The organism is Sulfuritalea sp., assembly GCF_031426875.1.
Lineage (GTDB): Bacteria > Pseudomonadota > Gammaproteobacteria > Burkholderiales > Rhodocyclaceae > Sulfuritalea.
Window position 1 is genome coordinate 72886 of the sequence record NZ_JASJPC010000050.1, and the last position, 24166, is coordinate 97051.

At 59.6% G+C, this 24166-nt stretch carries 22 protein-coding genes and 1 pseudogene; 11 read left to right on the forward strand and 12 right to left on the reverse strand.

Going from position 1 to position 24166, the window contains the following annotated elements; translation table 11 throughout:
- Window positions 1–2: 2 nt before the first annotated feature.
- Window positions 3–1166, reverse strand: coding sequence for a class I SAM-dependent methyltransferase (locus RMO95_RS19835; RefSeq protein ID WP_310452403.1), 1164 nt, complete (start codon window positions 1164–1166; stop codon window positions 3–5).
- Here RMO95_RS19835 and RMO95_RS19840 point away from each other — a divergent pair.
- Window positions 1165–1872 (forward strand): DapH/DapD/GlmU-related protein, encoded by a 708-nt coding sequence (locus tag RMO95_RS19840; protein ID WP_310452404.1) that lies wholly within the window; start codon window positions 1165–1167, stop codon window positions 1870–1872. The two genes, RMO95_RS19835 and RMO95_RS19840, sit on opposite strands and share 2 nt — an antisense overlap.
- Before the next feature lie 102 nt (window positions 1873–1974).
- Window positions 1975–2934 carry a hypothetical protein gene (locus RMO95_RS19845; RefSeq protein ID WP_310452405.1) on the forward strand — a complete coding sequence of 320 codons (960 nt, stop codon included), beginning with the start codon at window positions 1975–1977 and terminating at the stop codon, window positions 2932–2934.
- Here RMO95_RS19845 and RMO95_RS19850 read toward each other — a convergent pair.
- From RMO95_RS19850 to RMO95_RS19875, 6 genes are all read right to left on the reverse strand, one after another.
- Window positions 2931–3623 carry a WbqC family protein gene (locus tag RMO95_RS19850; protein ID WP_310452406.1) on the reverse strand — a complete coding sequence of 231 codons (693 nt, stop codon included), beginning with the start codon at window positions 3621–3623 and terminating at the stop codon, window positions 2931–2933. The two genes, RMO95_RS19845 and RMO95_RS19850, sit on opposite strands and share 4 nt — an antisense overlap.
- Window positions 3624–3675: 52 nt before the next feature.
- Complete coding sequence (locus tag RMO95_RS19855; protein WP_310452407.1) at window positions 3676–4638, reverse strand: hypothetical protein; 963 nt, start codon at window positions 4636–4638, stop codon at window positions 3676–3678.
- A gap of 90 nt (window positions 4639–4728) precedes the next feature.
- Complete coding sequence (locus RMO95_RS19860) at window positions 4729–5475, reverse strand: SDR family oxidoreductase (RefSeq protein WP_310452408.1); 747 nt, start codon at window positions 5473–5475, stop codon at window positions 4729–4731.
- Window positions 5472–5717 (reverse strand): acyl carrier protein, encoded by a 246-nt coding sequence (locus tag RMO95_RS19865; protein WP_310452409.1) that lies wholly within the window; start codon window positions 5715–5717, stop codon window positions 5472–5474. Before RMO95_RS19865 ends, RMO95_RS19860 begins: the two co-directional genes overlap by 4 nt.
- Window positions 5707–7266, reverse strand: a complete 1560-nt coding sequence (locus tag RMO95_RS19870; protein WP_310452410.1) for an amino acid adenylation domain-containing protein — start codon at window positions 7264–7266, stop codon at window positions 5707–5709. The genes RMO95_RS19865 and RMO95_RS19870 overlap by 11 nt, the downstream gene beginning before the upstream one ends.
- Before the next feature lies 1 nt (window position 7267).
- Window positions 7268–8395 (reverse strand): DegT/DnrJ/EryC1/StrS family aminotransferase, encoded by a 1128-nt coding sequence (locus RMO95_RS19875; RefSeq protein WP_310452411.1) that lies wholly within the window; start codon window positions 8393–8395, stop codon window positions 7268–7270.
- A 398-nt stretch (window positions 8396–8793) separates the two neighbouring features.
- Here RMO95_RS19875 and RMO95_RS19880 point away from each other — a divergent pair, with 398 nt between their 5' ends.
- Window positions 8794–9678, forward strand: coding sequence for an HDOD domain-containing protein (locus tag RMO95_RS19880; protein ID WP_310452412.1), 885 nt, complete (start codon window positions 8794–8796; stop codon window positions 9676–9678).
- A gap of 87 nt (window positions 9679–9765) precedes the next feature.
- Here RMO95_RS19880 and RMO95_RS19885 read toward each other — a convergent pair whose 3' ends face one another.
- The 5 genes from RMO95_RS19885 to motA form a co-directional block, all read right to left on the reverse strand.
- A complete protein-coding gene (locus RMO95_RS19885) occupies window positions 9766–10452 on the reverse strand; it encodes an SPOR domain-containing protein (protein ID WP_310452413.1) in 687 nt (228 codons plus the stop codon).
- Window positions 10453–10468: 16 nt separating this feature from the next.
- On the reverse strand, window positions 10469–11062 hold the full coding sequence (locus tag RMO95_RS19890; protein WP_310452414.1) for a DUF2802 domain-containing protein: 594 nt from the start codon (window positions 11060–11062) through the stop codon (window positions 10469–10471).
- Window positions 11063–11354: 292 nt separating this feature from the next.
- Window positions 11355–11603, reverse strand: coding sequence for a hypothetical protein (locus tag RMO95_RS19895; protein WP_310452415.1), 249 nt, complete (start codon window positions 11601–11603; stop codon window positions 11355–11357).
- 197 nt (window positions 11604–11800) lie between these two features.
- Window positions 11801–12745 carry a flagellar motor protein MotB gene (gene motB, locus RMO95_RS19900; protein WP_310452416.1) on the reverse strand — a complete coding sequence of 315 codons (945 nt, stop codon included), beginning with the start codon at window positions 12743–12745 and terminating at the stop codon, window positions 11801–11803.
- A gap of 222 nt (window positions 12746–12967) precedes the next feature.
- A complete protein-coding gene (gene motA, locus RMO95_RS19905) occupies window positions 12968–13825 on the reverse strand; it encodes a flagellar motor stator protein MotA (protein ID WP_310452417.1) in 858 nt (285 codons plus the stop codon).
- 322 nt (window positions 13826–14147) lie between these two features.
- On the opposite strand from motA, the gene RMO95_RS19910 reads away from it, so the two are divergent.
- The 8 genes and pseudogenes from RMO95_RS19910 (at window position 14148) to RMO95_RS19945 (ending at window position 24164) form a co-directional block, all read left to right on the forward strand.
- Window positions 14148–14513 (forward strand): response regulator, encoded by a 366-nt coding sequence (locus RMO95_RS19910; protein ID WP_310452388.1) that lies wholly within the window; start codon window positions 14148–14150, stop codon window positions 14511–14513.
- A 623-nt stretch (window positions 14514–15136) separates the two neighbouring features.
- A pseudogene (locus RMO95_RS23140) lies at window positions 15137–15781 on the forward strand (methyl-accepting chemotaxis protein); the annotation flags it as partial.
- A 13-nt stretch (window positions 15782–15794) separates the two neighbouring features.
- Window positions 15795–16124, forward strand: a complete 330-nt coding sequence (locus tag RMO95_RS19920) for an STAS domain-containing protein (protein ID WP_310452419.1) — start codon at window positions 15795–15797, stop codon at window positions 16122–16124.
- A 12-nt stretch (window positions 16125–16136) separates the two neighbouring features.
- On the forward strand, window positions 16137–18341 hold the full coding sequence (locus RMO95_RS19925) for a chemotaxis protein CheA (protein ID WP_310452420.1): 2205 nt from the start codon (window positions 16137–16139) through the stop codon (window positions 18339–18341).
- 67 nt (window positions 18342–18408) lie between these two features.
- On the forward strand, window positions 18409–20073 hold the full coding sequence (locus RMO95_RS19930) for a methyl-accepting chemotaxis protein (RefSeq protein WP_310452421.1): 1665 nt from the start codon (window positions 18409–18411) through the stop codon (window positions 20071–20073).
- Between the two features lie 14 nt (window positions 20074–20087).
- Complete coding sequence (locus RMO95_RS19935) at window positions 20088–20651, forward strand: chemotaxis protein CheW (RefSeq protein WP_310452422.1); 564 nt, start codon at window positions 20088–20090, stop codon at window positions 20649–20651.
- A 43-nt stretch (window positions 20652–20694) separates the two neighbouring features.
- Window positions 20695–22560 (forward strand): methyl-accepting chemotaxis protein, encoded by a 1866-nt coding sequence (locus RMO95_RS19940; protein WP_310452423.1) that lies wholly within the window; start codon window positions 20695–20697, stop codon window positions 22558–22560.
- 35 nt (window positions 22561–22595) lie between these two features.
- Window positions 22596–24164, forward strand: coding sequence for a methyl-accepting chemotaxis protein (locus RMO95_RS19945; protein ID WP_310452424.1), 1569 nt, complete (start codon window positions 22596–22598; stop codon window positions 24162–24164).
- Window positions 24165–24166 lie beyond the last annotated feature (2 nt).

Consider the following 24166-nt stretch of genomic DNA (forward strand, 5'->3'; position numbering starts at 1 on the left):
AGCTACTCGGTCGATCCAATATCCTTGCGTGCCGCCTGGAGAACGACCTCATCGAGCCAGTGATGCATGCTCTTGCCTGTCTTCGCTCGGGCTGCGAGCGCCAGTTCCTTGGTTTCGAGCGAGACTCCCTCCAGTTGCCCATACAGCCGCGTACGGTGCGTACCGCCACGTACCCCGGGAATCGGAAAGTCAAAATCCGCGCTTGGCTGACCCTCACCAACCACGAAGTCGATCAGGTAGAACACGCCGCCGATGATCCACTCGACCGAAACCTTTCGCGCCTCGACCGGAAGCATCTCCAAGGGTAGAGGATAGGAAAACTCAGGATTCGAGTTGATCAGGATCCTGGCGAACTCTGTTTCACGAAGCCAGATCGGCATATTTTCATCACCGACCACGACCTTTCCACCTGGCTTGGTAACTCGCGCCATCTCGGCAAAAGCACGCCTGATATCGGCAAATCCATTGATTCCCCCGAAGCTAAAACAGGCATCGAACGAGTTGTCGGGAAACGGCAAATAGTATCCGTTGGCAAGTGCCGGTTCCGCGGAAGCGCCAATCTCACGCATGCGTATGACATTGCGGGCGAGAAACGACGGCGAAATGTCCTGAATGTAGAGTCGGCCATTCTTACCAAGGCGTCGGGCTATGACTTCGGAGTCTCGCCCGGTACCTGCGCCCACCTCGAGAACAATGGAATCATGAGCCAGCCCCAGTTTGTCGGCCATCGCGTTACGAACTTGGCTTTCGTCCTCGCCGTAGGTCTGAAACGTCAGCGGCAAGTAACGATCATAGGCATCGACACGGTCTTCAGACAACTTCAAAGATCTACGATCAATTTCAGGGAGTTCAAACGGGTACACGAAATTGGGTATTCCTTCACGAATCTCGAACAGGTTCCCGGCCTCGCTCACCAGTACACCTTCAACAATTTCCCCTTCGACCTCGAGCCCATCCCGAAGTGCCAATCGGCCCCGTGTTACCGGATCAACATAGAAGTTCTCTTGTCCTGATTGCATCGCGCCGATTCCCGTCCGTGTAAGAATGCTGAAGGTGGGATATTGTAGAACGGATGTTCCTGAAGATTTGTCGAAGTCGCCGGCAGAACACCAAGCCACTGACTGGTGCCGGTGTACCACGGCGACAAAACAGAAAGCGTCAATCATGAAAAAGATAGTTGTCTTCGGGCTCGGCATGATCGCCGATGTCGCATATCACCACATCGTTCGCGATTCGGCGTATGAGATCGCCGCCTTTACCTGTGACCGGGAATGGTTCGCTCATGCCTTGAATTCGAATGTCTCCCGATTGGGGCTGCCGGTAATCTCATTCGATGAAATCGAGCACGCCTACCCGCCTGATAGATACGCCATGTTCGTTGCAATTGGCTACCACGCCCTCAATGGCGCGCGCGCTGACAAGTGCCGCCAGGCCCGAGAAAAAGGCTACGAACTCGTCAGCTATATAAGTACGCGTGTGGATTGCGGATCATGGGTTCATGTTGGCGAAAACTGCATGATTCTCGACGGTGTGGGAATTCAACCTGGAGTGACCATTGGCGACAATGTTTCACTTTGGAATAATTCACTGATCGGACATCATTCGGTAGTCGAAAGCCACTGCTGGATTGCGGCAGGAACAATCATTGGTGGCAAAGCCACCCTTCGAGAGCGCTGCTTCGTCGGACTTGGGGCAACCATCGGCGGGGACTTAACGATCGGCGCAGAATCGCTTATCGGTGCGGGAGCGCTGGTTACCAAGGATGCCGCAGCAAAAAGCGTGTTCGTACAACGCGACACCGACTTGTTTCGGCTAGATAGTCAGACTTTTCTGCGGATAACCAAGCTGGCAACGATCGGCGACAGCATCTGATGACCAGGCCGCCTTACATGTTGCATTTACAAATCGCGTAGATCGCCGGAACAGAGACGGGCAATCTGCTTGGGCACTCAAGGACGCGAGAAGCAAAAAAATATGTTCCATTGGACTCACATAGGAAAGATATTCGATCCTCAGGCGCTTCAGCCTTATTCCTGGATGATGGAATATGCGCAGTGCCCAACACCCTTCCTGCTCGATGCAAATACGGTGCGTGTAATCATTTCAACGCGACCACAGCGCGGCACCGACGGTTTGTATGTATCACGGCCAGGTTATGTCGACCTTTTGCGACGAGACTTCAGAAGGATTTTGGCGATCTCTCCCGAACCATTGCTTGACCTCGGCGATCCTGGATCGTTTGACGAGTTCGGCATAATGCCGAGCACACTCGTCCAGAATGGAGATGTTGCCTATCTATACTATACGGGGTGGACACGAATGGCATCTGTACCCTATACGACCGCAATAGGTGTCGCCATCAGCAACGACGGCGGAAGGTCGTTTGTCAAGCTTGGTCCAGGACCTCTGCTAGGCATCAGCCTCGACGAGCCCTACATGGTCAATAGCCCGATAGTAAAAGTCATTAACGGAGAATGGCACATGTGGTACGTCGCCGGAAAGCGCTGGATCGATACCGAGCAGAGTCCGGAAATAGTTTTGCGCCTATCGCATGCCACATCTTCCGACGGACTGTCGTGGAAACGGAGCAATCGACCGGTGATCACACCGGAATTTGACGACGAATGTCAGGATCTTTTCTGCCCCGTTGAGATCGATGGAAGTTGGCACGCATTCTTTGCCTATCGTCGTGCGGCCGGATTCAGAACAGATCGCGACTGCGGCTACCGGATTGGCCATGCGACTTCAGGCGACCTCCAGATGTGGAAGCGCGACGACCGTACCGCCGGAATATCGCTCCCGGAGTCTGGATGGAATTCACAAATGATGTGCTCGACCCAGTTCCTGGAACTTGACGGTCGACGCCTGATGTTCTACTGCGGCAATGAATTTGGTCGCGGTGGATTCGGAATCGCCGAGCTTACTGTGACCTAACGGAGCCAAGTCTGAAGCGTTTCTACATCATTCCACATCATCCAATCGACGATCGACAGATCCGGAACAAACTGAAACGAGCCGGTAAAGTAAGTAATTTGGCGGTGTTCGTGAAATGTGAGCTTGATACCGTGGCGGGCATACTGACTTTCATCGAACAATGACTTGCCACCTGATGGGTTTCGATATTCAGTCGCACCGAGCCTCTTCGATATGTGAAGTGCCCACTCCCCGGGATCGCTATCCGATGGCAAATCGAGTGGAAGTTCCGAGCAAAAGCTGATTGGTGTCTTTATCGCCAAATGTTCGCATGCCATTTTTAGAAGCGCTATGTTCAGTTGCGAAATGGTCTGAAAGTCCTCTGCCAGAGTGGCAGTCAGCATCGCATTGACCTGCGCAAAATGCGGCGCGTCGCTGCGGTATACCAGTAGCCGATCGAGCAGGCTTCGTCGCCAGTTCTGTCCGTAATCCAGGGCGGCATCCCCGATGCGCGTCGACAAGCCCGTGTGTCGTACCGGAACAGAAATGTACGCAGTACCCTTGTCTCGATTGAGGATCCGGTTGCGGGTGATCCACGATTTCCGGGTGAACTGAGCAACGTCGAATACGACCCAACGATCGCATGCTGCAAGCAACCGGAAATGCTCGAAGTACGGCAAGAAATACGGCTGCATCACACCAAGAATCACTTCGGGTTCCTCGCCTGTCGTGCATCGATTGTCGGCTGCAATGCACTCATCCTCATTGGACCAGCACAGCGGCCCCAAACCCATAGCGCCCAAACTGATTGCCGTTGTAGAGCATGTATATCTGTTCGTCCGATTCGAAAACGTGGGGGTAACAGATCATGTCCGAATCCCATGCACCGGGCGTCGGTTGAATCAACATTGACTCGTCATCCCGGCTCCAGGTGACGAGGTCAGTCGAACTGGCATGACCAATGCGGTAGGACCGATTCCGGTTGGTGCGAAAGTCGGACGAATAGCGAAAACAGAAGAACATGTGGTAGTGGTCCTTCATGCGAATGACCGTCGGCATCGCCTGACACTCCGTTGCACCAAGGCGATCTGCAATGATTGGCCTCCCCTCGGCAGGCTTGGTCCAGACGATTCCATCAATTGAAACTGCGTAGCCGATCTTGTATAGGCGATCAGGCCCCATGGCCGAGTCAGAAGGATTCCAACCAAGACCGAAAACGTACCACATGTGAAATTGATTCTCAAAAACCTGAACGAAGGGATCGACAGCTATGCAGGGTTCCTTCAGCGACGGCGCCAAAACCGGACCATCCCCCAATCGCTGAAAAGTTCGCCCCTCATCGCGGCTGACGGCAAGACCGATCGCGCCATCCACAGGCACTGATATACGACGATTCACGCCGGATGTATATCCGCGGATCTCACCTTCATGGCGAAGAACATTCATCGGAAAAATGCCATGTTCGTCAAAAGTGCCACGTTTTCCGAGCGGAATTACCTCATGCCGGGAAACATCCAGAATGGTTTCGAAACCCCGGCTAAAGTCTGCGTATGCGACGTGGCTCAGGTATTTTCCGTTCGAATGGTCAAGCCAACGTGTCGTGAAATAGACCCGGATTCGATCACTGAGCAGCAAAGCCTGCGGCGCCTGCGCAAATTCGTTGCATCCCGAGGGCAATGAACGCTCGGACACGTCAAAAGTCTGCCCCAGTTTTTTCCAATGCACGTTACGTCACCTCAGATATGGCTATCCGGCACAGATGGCCATTTTCGTCTGGGCATTGTCACCGACACCACATTCCGCGAAACAGTTCCATCACATTACCAGACCGCCATCGACCGATAGCGTCGTGCCTGTAATCATGTCATTCTGCAGGGCGAAGATGACCGTCGCAGCAATGCTCTCAGGCTTGCAAAGGCGGCGTAGTGCCGTTTCGCGGCGCAGATTTTCCAGAATATCTTCCGGCACAGCTGCTCTGGTGGATGGAGTGTCGACATAGCCTGGAGCTACGGCCACGAAGCGTAGACCGAGCGGTCCGAGTTCTTTAGCCCAGACCCGGGTCATCGCCTCGACTCCCGCCTTGGCTGCCGAATATGCCGTCTGTCCGGCATTTCCCTTCGCGCTGACTGAACTCATACTGACAATGACACCGCGAACCCGCCGGCGCGCCATTCTGTCAGCCACGGCCCTCGTAACCAAAAAGACCGATGTCAGATTGGCCGCCAGTACCTCGTTCCAGAGTTCGAGCGAATGCCGCGGATTTTCGGCGTTGCCCAAACTCAAAAGGGGAGCACTGCGCAGGATTCCTGCATTGTTAACCAGCCCCAGCGGAGTTCCGTGCTTTTCGCAAACAGCGGCAACTACAGCATCAACGGCAACGGAATCGGTCAGATCGACCGCGAATCCAGGGCAGCCTAGCCGCGTAGTAACCGTGTCGAGCATTTCGCGATCCCTGTCCAGGATGATCGGAATTGCCTCGGCTTGCTGCAGCGACTCTGCCATTGCCAGCCCCAAACCGGAGGCACCTCCGGTAACCAAAACCAGCGCACCTGCGAGATTCATGCGACTGTCTTTCGATGGTCTGCCAGCACTGCTACCAAGCCATGAAGACTGGTCATGCGCACAATGTCATCCATCGTAAGCGTCACGGCGAGGCCCTCTTCAGTAAGGGCAATCAGCTCCATATGCGCCAATGAATCCCATTGCCTGAGGGTCTTCATGGCTGCATCATCGGGAATTCGTCCAGGGTCCAGACGCAGTGCGTCGGCCAGCAGGGATTTTGCGTATTGGATTTCAGACATCATCTGCGAGCCTCTGACGGTCGATTTTCCCGTTGGGATTCTTAGGAAGCTCGGTCCGGATTTCAAGGTAGGTGGGAATCATATATGGAGGAAGTTGCGTACGTAAACTTTCCAGCAGGCTATCAGCATCAAGGGTGGATGACGAACTTGCGACGTAGGCAAAGAGATTGCCAAACTGGGATCGTACGCGTTTGTAGATGACTGCACATTGAGAAACGCCGGGAATCAGAGCCAGTGCCGCCTCAATTTCCTCGAGCTCGATGCGGTAGCCCAAGTGCTTTATCTGATTGTCGACCCGACCCACAAAATATAAAAGCATATCCTCCGGATCGAAACGCATGAGATCCCCGGTTCGATACATAGATTCGCGGTGGGTGACGCAGCAGGGATTGGGCACAAATGATTGTACGGTGCGCTGCGGATCATTGAAATAGCCGAGACCAACATTCGGGCCCAGCAGACAGAGCTCACCAACTTCCCCCAAGGCGACCGGGGTGTTTCCGGCGAGAAGAAGCCCGCGAAAATTCGCTGCCAGCCTGCCAATCGGCGGATAGCCCTTCAGGTCGCTGAAGTCCCGGTCGCAGATGTCGTACGCTGAACATATGCAGGTACATTCGGTGGGGCCATAGACATTGACCAGTCGCGCACGATCACCGAATATGTCAAACAGTTTTCTGAGTTCAGGCTTTGGATAACCTTCTCCACCAAAAACAAGGGCTCGCACCGCTGGCCATGCATCCTTCGCTAGACTACGCGTAGTAATAAGATAGATCAGCAAGGAAGGGACCGAGAACCAAATCGTGCAACCCATCTGACGCACCTGTTGCACAAGGAAACGGGCATCGCGCAGGGAAGAACGTGGAATGGCTGCAAGCGTGGCTCCGTTGAACAGCGCCGCATAAAAGTCAAACACCGAGTTGTCAAAGTACATCGGATTGACATTGGAAATCACGTCATCACTGGTGATCGAGAACTCCGATCTGGCCCAGGCGACGAAGTTGATTACTTGCGCGTGACTGATGGCTACGCCCTTGGGGATCCCGGTTGATCCTGAGGTAAACATCAGGTAGCCAATGTCGGACCCAATGACTTGATCGGAAGGAATCGCAGCGGAACTATTGGTGTGGTTGCACCCCCATAGGGGTGAAAGCGTCCGAACTTCGATCCCATGGCATTTGCATGTCTGAAGAGCGGGAGATGAAACAGGACCATCGACTAGCACCAGGACCGGATTGCAAGATGCCAGGATTCTGCCAAGCCTCTCGGGCGGATTGTCTTCGTCGAAATTGACATACGGTGCCCCGATGCTTAGGCACGCCAACATGGCTGCATAGCCATCAGCCTGCTTGGAGTGAAAGATTCCAATCACATCCCCGCGACGGACTCCCATGGAAATAAGCCGGCGGGCGATGCCCTCACTAAGTTCTAGCAACCGGGCATAGGAACAGACAGTGCCGTCGGGCAATCGAAGCGCCGCCGCATCGCCGCGCTGCGCAGCCACGGCGCGAAATGCCTTTCCCAGATCCGTCTGATAGATGGCGTCGGAATCCATGTTATGTCGTACATCCCCGGATCAAGTCAACGATTCGGCGCACCTGCTCGTGCTCGAGGGCTGGATAAAGAGGCAGGCACAGCACCCGCCGCGAGACGTCGGTGGCAACTGGCAATGCGGAAGGATTTGCGCCGGGCAGTCCGCGATACATTGGAAATTCGCTGATCAGAGGAAAAAAGTAGCGGCGCGCATAGACACCCGCAGTTCTTAGGTTTTGGTAAAGGGCATCCCTGCTGACAGGGAAGTCATCTTCCACCAGGATCGGAAAGTACGGATAATTCCAGCTTACGCCCGGCGAAGGAAGTGGGCACAGGATGCCATGGACGGAAGCCATTTCCTGCCGATAAAGGCCATCCAATGCACCACGTCGCGCGATCGCATCGTCCACGTGCTTCAATTGCAGGAGTCCAAACGCCGCCTGCACTTCATTCATCTTGCCGTTGATGCCTGAGGCCACGACCGTAATTTCATCGGCAAAGCCGAAGTTCTTGAGGTCATCGATGCGTTTCTTGGTTTTTGCGTCGTGGCAAACGATCGCGCCGCCTTCGAATGTATTGAAGACCTTGGTGGCATGGAAACTCAGAACCGACAGGTCCCCATGCCGAAGTATGCTTTTGCCATCCAGTCTTACACCAAATGCATGCGCTGCATCGTAGATCACCTTCAATCCGTAGTTGTCTGCGATCGCTTCGATGCGGGCAACATCGCAGGGATGTCCATAGCAATGAACAGGCATGATCGCTGTCGTCTGCGACGTAATTGCCGCTTCGATCTTGCTTGGGTCGATGTTGAATGTCTTCGGATCGATGTCCACAAATACCGGCCTGATTCCGTTCCATAACAGGGAGTGACCGGTCGCGACAAATGAGTAAGGTGTTGTAATCACCTCACCAGTGATGCGTAAAGTCTGAAGAGCCGTAATCAGGGCCACGGTTCCGCTGGTGAGCAGGGCAACGTGCTCAACATTCAAATAGTCGCACAAAGTCTGTTCGAGCTGCTGATGAAAGGGACCGTTGTTGGTGAGACATTTGCTGTCCCATATCTGCTGAAGATAGGGGATGAATTCCTCCAAGGGAGGCAATAGCGGTTGCGTCACATATATCGGTGGAATCCGGGAAGATTCAGACATGTTCCGGTCCTTCGCAATGCTTGGCTGACGCCATGCCGTTAAACCTATCATCCATCCAGGGATTCCACTCGCCCAGCCCATCTGCACCGACCTGGATCGGCAAGAATTGCCGACAAACGGCAATTCTTGTACGCGGGTCGCGCTCTTGAATAATCAATTTCGACTCCTTCCGGCATATGAAGCAATGCTTGCATGAGGCGTGCCTGAAATCGCGCATGCATCGTTTTAGATCGATGGAACACGACACGGCACCCCATTTTGCTCGTCGAGTTCGGCCGACAACGATTTGTCGCTTTCTGTCACTGATAGCAGGTACTATTTCCTGCAAGATTCGAAATACCACGCGACACTGCTAAATTGGCCGACTAACATTGGTGAATGAACATACGAGCATCCAGATGAACCCACAGCGGCTATCCGAAGTGGATGACTGGCTGGCATTTTTCGCTCGGGCGGAACTGCCGGTACTAAGGCATTCGGTGAACGAAATCGAGCGGCTGCGCGAGCACGAGGACGACACCAACGGACGCGTGCTGGCGCGCGTGATTCTCCTCGATCCGCTGCTGACCTTGCGCGTACTCGAGTACATAGAGACGCATCGGCGGGAGAGGCAGACGACCGACATCACCACGATAGAGCGTGCGATCATGATGATCGGCATCACCCCGTTCTTTAGGCACTTCCAGAACCTTCCCATCGTCGAGGATCGCCTGAAAGACTACCCGCAGGCCTTGCTCGGTTTGCTCAATACCATCCGCCGCGCACGGCGGGCTGCCCACTGGGCACATGAGTGGGCGATCCTGCGCCGCGACATGGATGTCGACGAAATCACGCTCGCCACCTTGCTGCACGACGTCGCCGAACTGATGATGTGGCTCTTCGCGCCGAAAATGGCATTGGAAGTCCGCGCGGCGCAACGCGCGAACCCTCGCAAGCGCTCGGCGGCGATCCAGGAAGAAATCTACGGCGTGCCGCTCTATCGCATCAAACTCGCGCTGACCGAGTCGTGGCGCCTGCCCGCCCTGCTGGCGCAGTTGCTCGATGATCGACAGGCGCAACATCCGCGCGTGCGCAACGTCAAGCTGGCGGTCGATCTTGCCCGCCATTCCGATAACGGCTGGACCGACGCGGCGCTGCCCGACGACTTCAAGGCCATCCGCGAACTGCTGCACATCAACCACGAAACCCTGGTGCGCCGGCTCGACGTGGACGAAACGACGGCAGAAGCATTGATGAAGCTGGCGGCACCGCCCGCGGATCCCCATGCGGCAGACCCGGCCTGAGCGCTTTGCCTCCCTGCCATTGGCTGCGGCCAAAGCGCAACAGGCGCCGCGGAAAGCTGATGATCTCCGCGTGCGTACGAGCGTTGCTCAAGGCGCCTTGCGATCCTTCACGGCAATCAGCAGGCTGTCCTTGATTCCGAGTTCCTGCAGCTTGGCGCGGGCGGCATTGGCCTCGGCCCGCGTGGCGAATGGGCCGGCGCGCACCCGCGCCTCGATGGTCGCGGGAATGCCATGTTTTTCGAGTCTGGCGCGCAATTCTTCGGCATTGTCGAGATTGCTGAATACGCCGAGCTGCAAACCGAATGGGCGCACGGCCGACATGGAGTTCGCGTGCGTCGCCGGCTGCGGCCCGCGCATCGCCGCAGCCCCTGGCGATGACGATGGTATACGCACCGATTCGGCAGCAGCCTGCGGGCGATAGGGCGGGAGCGCGCCCGATGCGGACGGACGCAGCGTCGCCAACTGCCCTGTCGCCGGCTTGGTCAGGGGCTTTTCATCCGGTAAGGGGTCGAGCGGCAGCGACGCCGCTGCGGCGCTACGCTCCGGCACCGCGTCCTCCAGCTTCACCACCGGTGGCACCTCGGCAGGTGCAGGCGTGGCTGCTGCCGCCGGTGCCGACCGTGGCGGCAGTTTCTCCGGCGCCGGCGGCGGCGCATTGATGCTGTCGAATACCACGAGCGTCGCCGCCAAGCAGGCCAGAATGACGGCCGCCAGCGCGATCCGCTTGAGCAGGCGCTTCTTCAGTGCCTCGTCGTCTGTCGTCACATCTTCCATGGTGCCCTTTTCCAATTCAACGCCCGGTCTCTTTGCCGCGGTCGTCATCCATGTCGTCAAACCCGCCTTCGCGCTTGCTACGGGCCAGCGCCGCCACCAGTTCCGCCTCGCCGAGCGAGATTCCGCACTGTGCGGCAATCCCCTCGGCAGGCTCGCCGTGCTGCGCCAGCGTCATGGCTTCGCGATAGAGCGGCGAAATATTTCGCGTGGATTTCAATTGCCTCAATTCCTCGGCCATTTCGTTCATCTCTGCGCGCAGCTGCTCCACCTCTCGCCGCAGGCGCTTGAGCTCGAGTTCGACATTCGACTGGGCAAGTTCCTGCGCAAATATTGCCGATGAGGCGCCGGGCAAACCCTCCCCAAAGACTTGCGCATGGGCTAGCGCTGGACCGAAGGCCGGCTCCAGCCGTGTCGCCAGCGGGTCCGCCGCGGGCCTGACCGGCTCGTCGGCAAGACCGAAGTATGCGGTATCGGTCCGCGTTTCAGCCGACCTGCGCTGCCTTCTGCCCAAGCGCAACAACGGCAGCATGGAATAGGCCAGATAGACCGCGACCAGAATGAGTGCAACAAGAATATAGGACCGCAAGTCCAGGGCAGCGAGATCAATCATGACCAAACACCCCCTGGCGTTTTCGCACGCCCCGTTTCAGCCAGGACCCGGTCGCAAGGGTTCGACTTGCGCCCGCAGGGCTTGGCCGCTCCGGCTCCGGCCCCGGTCCGGTATTCACCCTGCGGACACGAGGCAAGGCTGCGATCGGGGAAGGGATTCCAGTACGAGACGATAGGCGATAGGCCGACATGGCGCAATACTAACAAAAGGCTCTCGCCGGAGCTCTGAATTGCGCACGAATTCGTGCGGGATATCTGCCGGCGCCGCCGTACCACCATTGTGGCGGCACCGTCTAAGGTTTCGCCGGATGTTCGCCGGAATGAAAGACGCGCTTCGCCGCGCTCACCAGCACGAACGCATCATGGGGCGTCAGTGTGGGCAACTGTTCGTGCAGCGCACGATAGGCCAGGTGCTCATGGGTCTGTCCACCCCAGGTATTGGCTTGGTCAAAGAATGGCCGAAGCACTTCGTAGGCTTCGACGAATACTGTCCGCAAATGCGGATCTTTGCGGCGATCGTTGCCATGGAGGGGATCAATCATGCACATGTATCCAATTTACTGGTGGGACGCGGTCGATCCGCTTGACGGAAATGGGCATACCGGTCATGAATAGCAGGTCTTGCGCGACGACAGTCCGCGACCTGATGTTTCGCTGCGAACGTCATATACCGATAAGGAGTAGCACCTGCCCGGCCTGTACCGAGGCGAGAGGGGCGGATACATGCGCCGCGCGCCAATCAATGCGCCGCCGGCGCTGCCGCCCGGGAACCCAGCACACCGTCTTCGAGCCCCTCTGCGTTCTCGACTTCGACCACCTTGCCGTCGGCCAGAATCGCATCCTCGGTACGCTTGTTCATGATCACGATGCTGATGCGGCGATTGATCGGATTGTAGGAATCCTGCTTGTCGAACAGTACCGTCGACGCCAGACCGACGACGCGCATGACCTTCGTATCGAGCATTCCTCCCGCGATCAGTTCGCGGCGCGAAGCGTTGGCACGATTGGTCGACAGCTCCCAGTTGCTGAAATCGCGCGCGCCGCCGGCGAAAGGCGTGGCATCGGTGTGGCCGGAAAGGCTGATGTGGTTCTCGACCTTATTGAGGGTCTTGCCGATTTCGCGCAGGATCACCCGGGTATAGGGTTTCACTTCCGAACTGGCCAGATCGAACATCGGCCTGTTCTTCTCATCGACGATCTGGATGCGCAATCCTTCGCTGGTCAAGTCGAGCAGCAACTGATTCTTGAACTGTCTGAGGGTCGGATTGGCGTCGATCAGGGTTTCCAGGTCGCCCTTGAGCCCGGCAAGCTTGGCCTGTTCGGCCTTTTCGAACTCGGCCTTCAGTTTCTGCAGATTGATGATCTTCTTCGGCGCCTCGATATCCCCCGCCTTGACCTGACCGTGCGATGCCGTCAGGTCCTTGCCGCCCCCCTTGATCACCGACGACGAATCGCCCGAGCCCGATCCGCCGGCCATGGAGACCTTGAGCGGATTCTGGAAAAAATTGGCAATGCCCAGCAGGTCGCCCTGCGTGGTCGAACCCAGGAGCCACATGAGCATGAAGAAGGCCATCATCGCCGTGACGAAATCGGCGTAAGCGATCTTCCAGGCGCCACCGTGGCCCTCGGCGCCGCCTTTCTTGATTCTCTTGACTACTATCGGTTGCTGGGTATCGTCGCTCACTGGACTACCTTCCCCCCTGCCCCGATCCCACGGCCGGCTCTGCATAGCCGGCCGGCTGCGGCAGCGCGTAGCAGTGCTCCGCGAAACCCTGCCTTCGCCCCAGGGCAGGGGGTGACAGTGGTTCGCCGCTGCGCGGCTCCATGCGGTGACTGCGCCGTCCTTGGGGGGCGGCCGGGCGGGCGGCGCTCACTGCGGCAGCCTGGACAGGATAGGGCGCGTTATTCACCTTCCCTTGCGCGCTTTCAGGTCTTCCTCCAACTCTATGAACCGCGGACGATCGTCCGAATACAGTACCTTGCGGCCGAATTCGACGGCCACCTGCGGCGCATAGCCATTCATGCTGGCCAACAGCACGGTCTTGATGACCTGAAAGATCTTGCCTTCCTCTTCCACCTTCTGTCCCAGTTGTCCGGCGATCGGCGCCACGAAGCCGTAGGCCAGCAGGATACCGAGGAAGGTGCCGACCAACGCGCCGCCGATCATCTTGCCGAGCACCGCGGGCGGCGCGCCGACCGAACCCATCACATTCACCACGCCCATCACCGCGACGATGATGCCGAATGCCGGCGTGGCGTCGGCCAGCTTCGACATCGCATGCACCGGCACGTGAGCCTCCTGGTGATGGGTCTCGATCTCGATGTCCATCAGGTTCTCGATCTCGAACGCATTGAGATTGCCGCCCACCATCATGCGCAGGTAATCGCAGACGAACTCCACGACATGATGGTCATGCATGATCGTTGGGTATTTCGCAAAAATGGCGCTGTTCTCCGGGTACTCGATGTCGTTCTCGATCGACATCAGGCCTTCCTTGCGCACCTTGGACAGGATCTCGAACAGCATCGCCAGCAGGTCCATGTACAGCGCCTTGTTGAGGCGCGAACCGATGAACAGCTTCGGCAAGGCCGCCAGGGTTGCCTTGATGGCCTTGATGCCGTTGCCGGCAATGAACCCCCCCATGGCCAGGCCGAAAATCGCCAAATACTCCATCGGCATCCAGAGTGCCGCCAGGCTGCCATGCACGGCATAGGTGCCGACCGAAGCCGCCAGAATGATGACGTAGCCGATTATCAGTAGCATATTGGTTGATCCGGAATTGACAGGCCGAACTTCGAATTGTCCAGCCGCAGCGTTGATGCGCAATCATAACGGCAAACCGCCGTCCGGCGTTAGGCGCCCGTCCTAGACAGGCTCACCGCGACGCGGCAGGCACAAGACCCGAAACCAGGCTGATCAAGCGCTCCCGCGCGCCGCTACGTAGATACCGCAGTTTGCCGCGTAATTCACGGATAAACAAAACACGGGTCGTTTGAGATTATCCCCATCCGCCGGTGCGCGAACCTTCGGCCGCCTTTCCCGGTGGCATGCTGGAGTTTGCGGGCTTAATACGGGGACGGGCATTATGAGCACAATCATGCTGGTGGACGACTCGGCGACGATCCTGTTGTCGATCTCGAACATCCTCACCAAGGCCGGCTATGCGGTGGAGAAGGCCAGCAACGCGGCCGAAGGGCTGAGCAAGTTCCAGAGCGGGCTGAAGATCGATCTGCTGATCACCGACCTCAACATGCCGGGCATGAACGGCATCGAGTTCATCAAGCAGGTGCGCACCCTGCCGCGCTACAAGTTCATGCCGATCCTGTTCCTCACCACCGAATCGCAGCAGTCGAAGCGGCTCGAGGCGAAGGCCGCCGGCGCCTCGGGCTGGCTGGTCAAGCCGGCTACCGCCGACGAACTGCTCGGCACCATCAAACTAGTGATCCGCTGATGGACTTCGAACTCCTGTTGCGCCGAATCCTGTACACCGCCATTGCCGTTGGGCTGGCTTCGATGGCGGCCGTCTATTTCTTCCATGGCATATTTCACAACGAATTTCTGCCCATGCTGGGCGTGTCGCCTCCTCTCGGCGATGCGATCGGAACATTGGTGGCAATCATGCTCGCCTTTGCCTGCCAGCGCATGGTCGCGCTCGCCGTCTACCGCGATTGGTGCTTCGGCATGGGCAAGGCGAATGAGACAGCGAGCGCCCGCAGCGGTACCCTGGTGACCGCTGCCGAACAGGTGGCCGGTGAGCTGCGCAGCGTCGAGGGCTTCAACAACGTGGTGCGTGGTCAGTTGCATGGCGTGGTCGACGAGACCGAAAAGGCGGCCTTCGATATCGCCGGACGTCTGCAGAACATCGACGAAGTCATCACCCGTCTGGCCGGCGTCGTCGAATCCAGCACCATGGAATCGAACAAGCTCCTGACCGCATCGGAACAGCGGATCGCCCGCAACCGGGAACTGATAGCCACCCTGGAGAACTATACCCGGCAACGCGTCGCGACGGCGATCGAGGATAGGGAACGCATCAATCACGTGGTAAAGGAAGCGCGTTCGCTGGGCACCCTGGTCGACCTGATCAAGCATATCTCGGGACAAACCAACCTGCTGGCCCTGAACGCCGCGATCGAAGCCGCCCGCGCCGGCGAGGCCGGCCGCGGCTTCGCCGTGGTCGCCGATGAGGTGCGCAAGCTTTCCGGCGAGACCGACAAGGCCGTCAGCAAGATCAGCAGCGGCATCCAGACCGTCGCCAACTCGATCGAGGCGCAGTTCGAAGGCAAGCTTTCCGAGGACAGCGCCGCCTCGGAACGCGAAGCCCTCGAGAGCTTCGCCCTCCAGCTCGACGATCTGGGCAAGAGCTACAAGGAAGTGACCGAACACGAAACCGCGGTCATGGCCAGCATTACCGACAGCAGCCGCCAACTGGCCGACATGTTCATGTCGGCGCTGGCCAGTGTGCAGTTTCAGGACGTCACGCGGCAGCAGATCGAGCAGGTGGTCGATGCCCTGAATCGCCTCGACATGCACACGAAACTCCTCGCCAGCCGGCTCGAGCAGTCTGAAGACCCCGGTTTTCAGATGCCGCCGCTGTCGGTACACCTCGACCAGATCTACAGCAGCTATGTCATGGATTCGCAGCGCAATACGCACCACAGCGCAACCCAAAGCGGTGCGGCGCATGTCGCTACCGGCCCGAAAATAGAACTGTTCTAACAGGAAACCCGGAATGGAATTCATCACCCAGACCACCGCGGACGGCGCCACGCGCCTCACCATCGAGGGCGAACTGAGCATCTACGATGCCGCCGAAATCAAGCGCCACCTGATCGAAGGCATACGTGGCGCCACCGTATTCGAGCTCGATCTCTCGCACGTCGGGGTCATGGATAGCGCCGGCTTTCAGTTGCTGACGCTGGCCAAGCGCGAAAGCCAGGAGCTGGGCCATGTCTTGCGCATCGTCGGCCACAGCCCGGCGGTACGCGAAGTCATCGAGTTTTTCAACATGGTGGCCTATTTTGGCGACCCGCTGGTCATCCCGGCCGGCGAACAATCCTGATCGGAAGCGGCAATGGACGAAATACTCAGCGTTTTTTCGATCGAGGCGCGCGAACAGCTCGACGCCATGGAGGCCGGACTGCTGCAGCTGGAACGCGGCGACCGCGATGCCGAAACCATCAATGCCGTATTTCGCGCCGCCCACACCATCAAGGGCGGCGCCGGCGTGGTGGAGATAGCGTCCATCGAGCAATTCACCCACGTCCTCGAAAACGTGCTCGACCGCCTGCGCAACGGCGAGATCGCGGTCAGCAGCGAGATGATTTCCGCCCTGCTGCTGGGCTGCGACCACATCAGCGCCCTGCTCGACGCAGTCCAGTCGGGGCAACTCGGACCCGATGCCGACCTCGACACGGCTGGCGCGGCCATTACCGATCAATTGCGGCCTTTCATGGGCGGCAATGCCCCTGCGGCGCGCGGCGGCGCACTGACGGCGGACGACGGCGATGAGGCGGAACTGCAGCGCAGCGACCGCGACAGCGCCACCAACGACTGCTGGCACATCTCGATCCGCTTCGGCCGGGGCGTGCTGCGCAACGGCATGGACCCGCTGGCCTTCCTGCGCTACCTGCTGAACCTCGGCGAGATCGCCCACATCACCACACTCTGCGACGCCATGCCCGACGCCGACAGCATGGACCCGGAGGCCTGCTATCTGGGCTTCGAAATCAGCTTTCGCAGCCATGCCAGCAAGGAGGCCATCGAGCGCGTATTCGAATTCTGCCGCGACGACTGCGAACTCTTCATCCTGCCGCCCAACAGCAAGCTCGACGAATTCATTGCGCTGATCGAGGCCCTGCCCGAGGAAACCATGCGGCTGGGCGAAATCCTGGTCAAGAGCGGTGCGCTGACCCGCGAAGAACTCGACAGCGGCCTGCACCAGCAACAGGCGGCAGGAGTTGACGCTGGCGCCACGGCGGCACCGCCGCCGCTGGGCAATATCCTGGTCGAGCGCAACAGCGTTCAGCCCGAACTGGTCGAAGCCGCCGCCGCCAAGCAGAAGGTCGTCTCCGAAAAGAAGGCCGCCGAATCCAGCCTGATCCGCGTGCATGCCGACAAGCTCGATCAACTGATCGACCTGGTCGGGGAACTGGTAATCGCCGGCGCGTCAGCCAATCTGCTGGCCAAGAAGAGCGGCGAAGGCACGCTGGTCGAGGCGACTTCGGTGCTCAGCCGTCTGGTCGAGAGCATCCGCGATTCCGCCCTGCAATTGCGCATGGTGCAGATCGGCGAGACCTTCAACCGCTTCCACCGCGTCGCCCGCGACGTTTCGAAGGAACTGGGCAAGGACATCGACCTGGTGATCAACGGTGCTGAAACCGAGCTGGACAAGTCGGTGGTCGAGAAGATCGGCGATCCGCTGATGCATCTGGTCAGGAATGCCATGGACCACGGCATCGAGTCCGCCGCCGCGCGTGCCGCCGCCGGCAAGCCTGTCCGGGGTCGCGTCGAGCTGAACGCCTTCCATGACTCCGGCAGCATCGTGATCGAGGTGGGCGACGACGGCGGCGGTCTCGACAAGCAGCGGATCCAGGCCAAGGCTGTCGAACGCGGCCTGCTCCAAGCCAACGAGACCCTGTCCGACCAGGAAGTGATCAACCTGATCTTCGAACCGGGCTTCTCCACCGTAGACAAGGTCAGCAATCTGTCCGGACGCGGCGTCGGCATGGACGTGGTGCGCAAAAACATCACGGCACTGCGCGGCAGCGTCGACGTCCGGACCGAGCCCGGCGCCGGCTCGCGCTTCATCATCCGCCTGCCGTTGACGCTGGCCATCATCGACGGCTTCCTGGTCGGTGTCGGCCGCGCCTCCTACGTTATCCCGCTCGATATGGTGGTGGAATGCATCGAGCTGGGCGACGCCGGTGGCGACCGCAACTATCTGAACCTGCGCGGCGAAGTCCTGCCCTTCGTGCGGCTGCGCGAACTTTTCGAAGTGCCCGGCCAGCCGCCGTCGCGCGAGAACGTGGTGGTGGTGCAGTACGCCGGACAAAAGGCCGGCATCGTGGTCGACCAGTTGCTCGGCGAGTTCCAGACCGTGATCAAGCCGCTGGGCACCCTGTTCCGCAACATGCGCGGCATCGGCGGCTCCACCATCCTCGGCAGCGGCGAGGTCGCCCTGATCCTCGACGTGCAGGCGCTGGTCAGCCGCAGCGCGCGTAGCGAGGAACAGTTGGCGCGCGGCAGCACCGGTACTCGCCGGCTTGAGGCGCATTAAGCATGACCCATTCCTTCCACTCTTCTTTCCGCATTTCCCTTTCCATTTTCACCACGGAGACAACAGCATGTTCAAAAATATGAAAATTGGTATGCGCTTGGGGTTGGGCTTCGGTCTCGTCCTGATTCTGCTGTCCGTGATCGCCTTCCTCGGCATCACCCGCATGGCATCGATCAACGATTCCGTCGAGGACATAACCAAAGATAAGGTGCCCAAGACCCAGATGAGCAATGAAATTGTCGCAAACTCGAGCGAAATCGCAATTGGCTTGCGCAACATGATGCTCACCAGCAGCAAGGAAGACCGGGAAAAGCAGAAGGAAAGAGTGTACGAAGCGAGGAAGCGCATCGCCGGAAATATCGAAAAGCTGGAGAAAGTGCTGACCCTGCCCAAGGGGAAAGAGTTGTTCAAGGCCATTCTCGAAGCCCGCGCCAAATATATCGCCGGGCAGGATCAGTTGATCAAGCTCATAGAAGAAAACGGCAAAGACGCTGAATCAAAGGCTTTCCTGCAGAACGAACTGCGTCCGATATTGGGTAAATACCAGGAGAGCTTGCGCAACCTGGTGACGTTTCAGGTCGAACTGATGGATGCCGCGAACAAAGCGGCGGCGGAACAATACCAGCAGGCGCGCAACCTGATGCTCATCCTGGCCATCGCCTCCATCCTGATGGGTATCGCTATCGCCTTTTTGATCACGCGCAACATTCTCAAGCAGCTCGGCGGCGAGCCAGCCTATGCCGCACACATCGTCCAGCAAGTGGCGGAAGGCAATCTGGCCGTGCAGATCGCCGCCAAGACGGGCGACACCACCAGCATGTTGGCCGCCATCAGTGGCATGGTCGCCAAGCTCTCGAGCATCATCCGCGACGTGAACACCGCCTCCGATGCCCTCAACAACGCCGCCGGCCAGGTCTCGGCCACGGCGCAGTCGCTGTCGCAGTCCTCTTCCGAACAGGCGGCTTCGGTCGAAGAAACCACGGCCTCAATCGAACAGATGACCGCCTCCATCACCCAGAACACCGAGAACGCCAGGGTCACCGACAACATGGCCACCAAGTCCTCGGCCGAAGCTGTCCAGGGCGGCACCGCGGTCAAGGACACGGTCGAAGCCATGAAGTCGATCGCCGGCAAGATCGGCATCATCGACGACATCGCCTACCAGACCAACCTCCTCGCACTGAACGCCGCCATTGAAGCCGCAAGGGCGGGCGAACACGGCAAGGGCTTCGCGGTGGTCGCCGCCGAAGTCAGGAAGCTGGCCGAACGCAGCCAGGTCGCGGCGCAGGAAATCGGGCAACTGGCCGGGTCCTCCGTCAAGATGGCCGAACAGGCCGGCAAGCTGCTCGACGAAATGGTGCCCAGCATCAAGAAGACGTCCGACCTGGTACAGGAGATCGCCGCAGCGAGCCAGGAACAGAGCCAGGGCGTGAGCCAGATCAACGGCGCCATGGGGCAATTGAACCAGGCCACGCAGCAGAACGCTTCGGCCTCCGAAGAACTCGCCGCCACCGCCGAGGAGATGGGCGGCCAGGCCGCGCAACTGCAGGCGCTGATGGAGTTCTTCAAAATCGAGCCGCTGGGTGGCGGCCGCAATTTCGACACGAAAGTTGGCGCTGGCGACACGGCGCAGCGCGCGCAGCCGACCCCGGCGCTGCGCAGCCGGGCGCCCAAGTTGAGTGGCGCGCGTCCTCTGGCCGCCGCGGTCGACGGCGACTTCGAACGCTTCTGAGCCGGGAGAACAACATGGCAAATCCGGTTTCCACGCAGCACACCAGCCAACAGGCCCTGGTCGCCGCCCAGCATCTGGCCGCGGCCGGCGAGGCCAATCAATATCTGACCTTCCTGCTCTCGGGCGAGATGTACGCGGTGGGCATACTCAACGTCAAGGAGATCATCGAGTACGGCAATCTCACCGAAATCCCGATGATGCCGGCCTTCATCCGCGGCGTGATCAATCTGCGCGGCGCCGTGGTGCCGGTCATCGACCTGGCTGCGCGCTTCGGCGGCAGGCAGACCGAGACTTCGCGCCGCACCTGCATCGTGATCGTCGAACTGAGTCACGACGAGGAACGCCACGATATCGGCGTGGTGGTCGATGCGGTGTCCGAGGTGCTGGAAATCCCCGGCAGCGAAATCGAGCCGCCGCCTTCCTTCGGCGCCAGGATTCGCGCCGACTTCATCGCCGGCATGGGCAAGGTCGCCGGCAAGTTCGTGATCATCCTCGACATCCAGAAAGTGCTTTCCGTCGATGAAATCGCCGCGCTGGCAGGCACGCACGAAAGCCCCGCGGCGAACGAAGTTCCCTGAGCATGCGGACGAGCGCCACAACGGGAACCGAGCCGACAAGGCCATGCCAAAATCATTGACCACGCTTCGCGTCCGGCTGATTGCGCTGTTCTGCCTGCTGCTTGCCGCAACTCTCTTCCAAACCGGCGCCAACTTTTTCGCTGACTGGCGCAGAATCGCCCAGGCCAGCGATATCGACGCCGTCGGCCACAGCGTGGTCGCCGTCAGCAATCTGGTGCATGAACTGCAGAAAGAGCGCGGACTGTCGGCGGGATTCATCGGCAGCAAGGGCGCGAAGTTTGCCGACGAACTGAAGCAGCAGCGCGGCCTGACGGATGTCCGGCAGGACGAACTGGTCAAGTGGCTGGCAGCGGGCAGCGGTGCCGCTCTACCGGCCATGCTGCGCAGCAGCGTGGATGGCGGAGTCGCCGCTCTGGGCAAGCTGCCGGACGCCCGCAGCCGGGTCAGCGGCCTGCAATTCGGTGGCCCCGAGTCATTCAATTTCTATACGCAGACGATAGATCGGCTGCTCGGCGTCCTCAGCCAGGCGACCAAGGCCACCGACGATGCCGAGATCAGTCAGCAGTTGTTCGCCTACGCCATGTTCATCAACGCCAAAGAGCAGGCCGGACGGGAGCGCGCCACGGTGAATGGCGTGCTGACCGCCAACCAGCCGATGAGCGTGGCCCTGTTCCAGCGCCTGCAGACCCTCGTCACGGCCCAGGACCTCTTCCTCGCCACTTTCCGCAGCCTCGCCGGCACGGACGACAGCCAGGCGCTCGACGCATTGTTGGCGGCAAAGCCCTCCCAGGAGACCTTGCGCATGCGCGGCACCGTGATCGAGCAAGCCTTCTTGGGCAATTTCGAGATCGATCCGCCGCTCTGGTTCAACACCATCACGGCCAAGATCGATGCCATGAAACTGCTGGAGGACAAGCTCGCCGCCGCCTTGCAGGCACGGGTCCGGCACTTTGGCAGCATCGCCCTGCGCGGCATTGTCGTTTCGTCCGTCCTTGCCCTGGTCCTGGTCGTCCTCGCCGCATTGTTCTTGCGCCTGCTGACGGGAATGCTGCGGCGCCTGCGGGAAGGCGTGGCGATATCGCAGCGTCTGGCGCAAGGCGACCTGACCGCCGTGGTGACGGACAGCGCGAAAGATGAAATTGGCGAACTGCTGAGTTCGCTGGGCAAGACGTCGCGCCAACTTTCCGCGACCATCGGCGAAGTGGCGAATACGGCCAGCTCGCTGTCCAGCGCCGTGGGCCAGGTCTCGGCCACGGCGCAGTCGCTGTCGCAGTCATCCTCCGAGCAGGCCGCATCGGTCGAGGAAACCACGGCCAGCATCGAACAGATGACCGTCTCCATCACCCACAACACCGAGAACGCCATGGCGACCGACAACATCGCCGCCAAGGCCTCGGCGCAAGCCGTCGAGGGCGGCAAGGCGGTCAGGGACACGGTCGCGGCGATGAAGTCGATCGCCGGCAAGATCGGCATCATCGACGACATCGCCTATCAGACCAACTTGCTGGCCTTGAACGCGGCGATCGAGGCGGCCCGCGCCGGCGAACACGGCAGGGGCTTTGCCGTGGTCGCCGCCGAAGTCAGGAAGCTGGCCGAGCGCAGCCAGATCGCGGCGCAGGAGATCGGCCAACTGGCCGGCTCCAGCGTCACGCTGGCCGAGCAGGCGGGCCGGCTGCTCGACGAAATGGTGCCCAGCATCAAGAAGACCTCCGACCTGGTGCAGGAGATCGCCGCGGCGAGCCAGGAACAGAGCCAGGGCGTGGGCCAGATCAACGGCGCCATGGGGCAATTGAACCAGGCCACGCAGCAGAACGCCGCGGCCTCCGAGGAACTCGCCGCCACCGCCGAGGAAATGGGCGGCCAGGCCGCGCAGCTGCAAGACCTGATGAAGATTTTCAGAGTGGCATGAAGCTATGCACGGACTGACTTTACGATGATGAAACCATGATCGATATCCTCCGCAAAATACCGCTCTGGCTGCGCCTGACGGCAACGGTGTTCCTCATGCTGGCGCTGCTGCTGGGCGGCACCATCACCTGGGGCAGCCGACAGAACCGGGCTTCTGCCATCGAACAGGCAGAAGATTTGTCGCTCAGCCTTTACGACGCGACCCTGGCCGGACTCACCGCCATGATGATTACCGAAACCATGGACAAGCGGCACCTGCTGCTCGACCAGATCAAGCAAATGGCATCGGTGCGCGAACTACGGGTGGTGCCGGGCGAACTTGCCCTGGAAGGCGTCGAAAGCTCCAAGAATATCGGCAAACCGCGCAATGACCTGACGCCGACCGAACAGGAAAGCCAGGTCATCAAATCCGGCCAGGAACTGGTCGAAGTGCGCGCAGATGGAAACGGCTCCTATCTGCATGTGATACGCCCCACCAAGAACGTCAAGAAATATCTGGGCAAGAATTGCCTCGAATGCCACGACGCTCCGGAAAATGCCACGCTCGGCGTGATCAGCATGAAAATCTCGCTGGCCAAGGCCGATGCAGCGAGGGCAAGCTTCCTGTGGCAAAACATCCTGGTTGCCGGAACGCTGGGCTTGTTCCTGCTGGCGATTCTCGGCCTCGTCATACGCCGCTTCCAGCAGCGCATCATCGGCAGCGAACCCGACTATGCGGTAGCCGTAACGCATCGCATCGCCAATGGCGATCTTTCCGAAGAAATCCGCTGCGATCGCCAAAACACCGGCAGCCTGTTATATGCGATTACCGCAATGCAGACCCGGCTCGCCGACACCATCGCCGAGATCGAAATCGCCGCCGATGCGCTGTCGAGCGCTTCCGGCCAGGTCTCGGCCACGGCGCAGTCGCTGTCGCAGTCATCCTCCGAGCAGGCGGCATCGGTCGAGGAAACCAGTGCCAGCATCGAAGTGATGGCGGCCTCGATCAACCGGAATAGCGAAGGTGCCGGAAAGACCGACAAGATGGCCGCCAAATCGTCGGCCGAGGCCGTCCAGGGCGGCACGGCGGTGAGGGACACGGTCGCGGCGATGAAGTCGATCGCCGCCAAGATCGGCATCATCGACGACATCGCCTATCAGACCAACCTGCTGGCCTTGAACGCAGCGATCGAGGCGGCCCGCGCCGGCGAGCACGGCAGGGGCTTTGCCGTGGTCGCCGCCGAAGTCAGGAAGCTGGCCGAGCGCAGCCAGATCGCGGCGCAGGAGATCGGCCAACTGGCCGGCTCCAGCGTCACGCTGGCCGAGCAGGCGGGCCGGCTGCTCGACGAAATGGTGCCCAGCATCAAGAAGACCTCCGACCTGGTGCAGGAGATCGCCGCGGCGAGCCAGGAACAGAGCCAGGGCGTGGGCCAGATCAACGGCGCCATGGGGCAATTGAACCAGGCCACGCAGCAGAACGCCGCGGCCTCCGAGGAACTTGCCGCCACCGCCGAGGAAATGGGCGGCCAGGCCGCGCAACTGCAGGCGCTGATGGAGTTCTTCAAGATCGACGGCCAGAGAGTTGACGCTGGCGACACGGCACGACGCCCGGTGCCACAGGCATGAAA

Excerpts from the sequence above, each read along its gene's own strand:
- RMO95_RS19885 (WP_310452413.1), bottom strand. The coding sequence starts at position 10,452 with ATGGAAGATGTGACGACAGACGACGAGGCACTGAAGAAGCGCCTGCTC.
- RMO95_RS19880 (WP_310452412.1), top strand. The coding sequence starts at position 8,794 with ATGAACCCACAGCGGCTATCCGAAGTGGATGACTGGCTGGCATTTTTC.
- RMO95_RS19920 (WP_310452419.1), top strand. The coding sequence starts at position 15,795 with ATGGAATTCATCACCCAGACCACCGCGGACGGCGCCACGCGCCTCACC.
- RMO95_RS19925 (WP_310452420.1), top strand. The coding sequence starts at position 16,137 with ATGGACGAAATACTCAGCGTTTTTTCGATCGAGGCGCGCGAACAGCTC.
- RMO95_RS19910 (WP_310452388.1), top strand. The coding sequence starts at position 14,148 with ATGAGCACAATCATGCTGGTGGACGACTCGGCGACGATCCTGTTGTCG.
- motA (WP_310452417.1), bottom strand. The coding sequence starts at position 13,825 with ATGCTACTGATAATCGGCTACGTCATCATTCTGGCGGCTTCGGTCGGC.
- RMO95_RS19895 (WP_310452415.1), bottom strand. The coding sequence starts at position 11,603 with ATGATTGATCCCCTCCATGGCAACGATCGCCGCAAAGATCCGCATTTG.
- RMO95_RS19865 (WP_310452409.1), bottom strand. The coding sequence starts at position 5,717 with ATGATGTCTGAAATCCAATACGCAAAATCCCTGCTGGCCGACGCACTG.
- RMO95_RS19940 (WP_310452423.1), top strand. The coding sequence starts at position 20,695 with ATGCCAAAATCATTGACCACGCTTCGCGTCCGGCTGATTGCGCTGTTC.
- RMO95_RS19875 (WP_310452411.1), bottom strand. The coding sequence starts at position 8,395 with ATGTCTGAATCTTCCCGGATTCCACCGATATATGTGACGCAACCGCTA.
- RMO95_RS19945 (WP_310452424.1), top strand. The coding sequence starts at position 22,596 with ATGATCGATATCCTCCGCAAAATACCGCTCTGGCTGCGCCTGACGGCA.
- RMO95_RS19935 (WP_310452422.1), top strand. The coding sequence starts at position 20,088 with ATGGCAAATCCGGTTTCCACGCAGCACACCAGCCAACAGGCCCTGGTC.
- RMO95_RS19845 (WP_310452405.1), top strand. The coding sequence starts at position 1,975 with ATGTTCCATTGGACTCACATAGGAAAGATATTCGATCCTCAGGCGCTT.
- RMO95_RS19930 (WP_310452421.1), top strand. The coding sequence starts at position 18,409 with ATGTTCAAAAATATGAAAATTGGTATGCGCTTGGGGTTGGGCTTCGGT.
- RMO95_RS19870 (WP_310452410.1), bottom strand. The coding sequence starts at position 7,266 with ATGGATTCCGACGCCATCTATCAGACGGATCTGGGAAAGGCATTTCGC.
- RMO95_RS19860 (WP_310452408.1), bottom strand. The coding sequence starts at position 5,475 with ATGAATCTCGCAGGTGCGCTGGTTTTGGTTACCGGAGGTGCCTCCGGT.
- RMO95_RS19890 (WP_310452414.1), bottom strand. The coding sequence starts at position 11,062 with ATGATTGATCTCGCTGCCCTGGACTTGCGGTCCTATATTCTTGTTGCA.
- RMO95_RS19835 (WP_310452403.1), bottom strand. The coding sequence starts at position 1,166 with ATGATTGACGCTTTCTGTTTTGTCGCCGTGGTACACCGGCACCAGTCA.
- RMO95_RS19840 (WP_310452404.1), top strand. The coding sequence starts at position 1,165 with ATGAAAAAGATAGTTGTCTTCGGGCTCGGCATGATCGCCGATGTCGCA.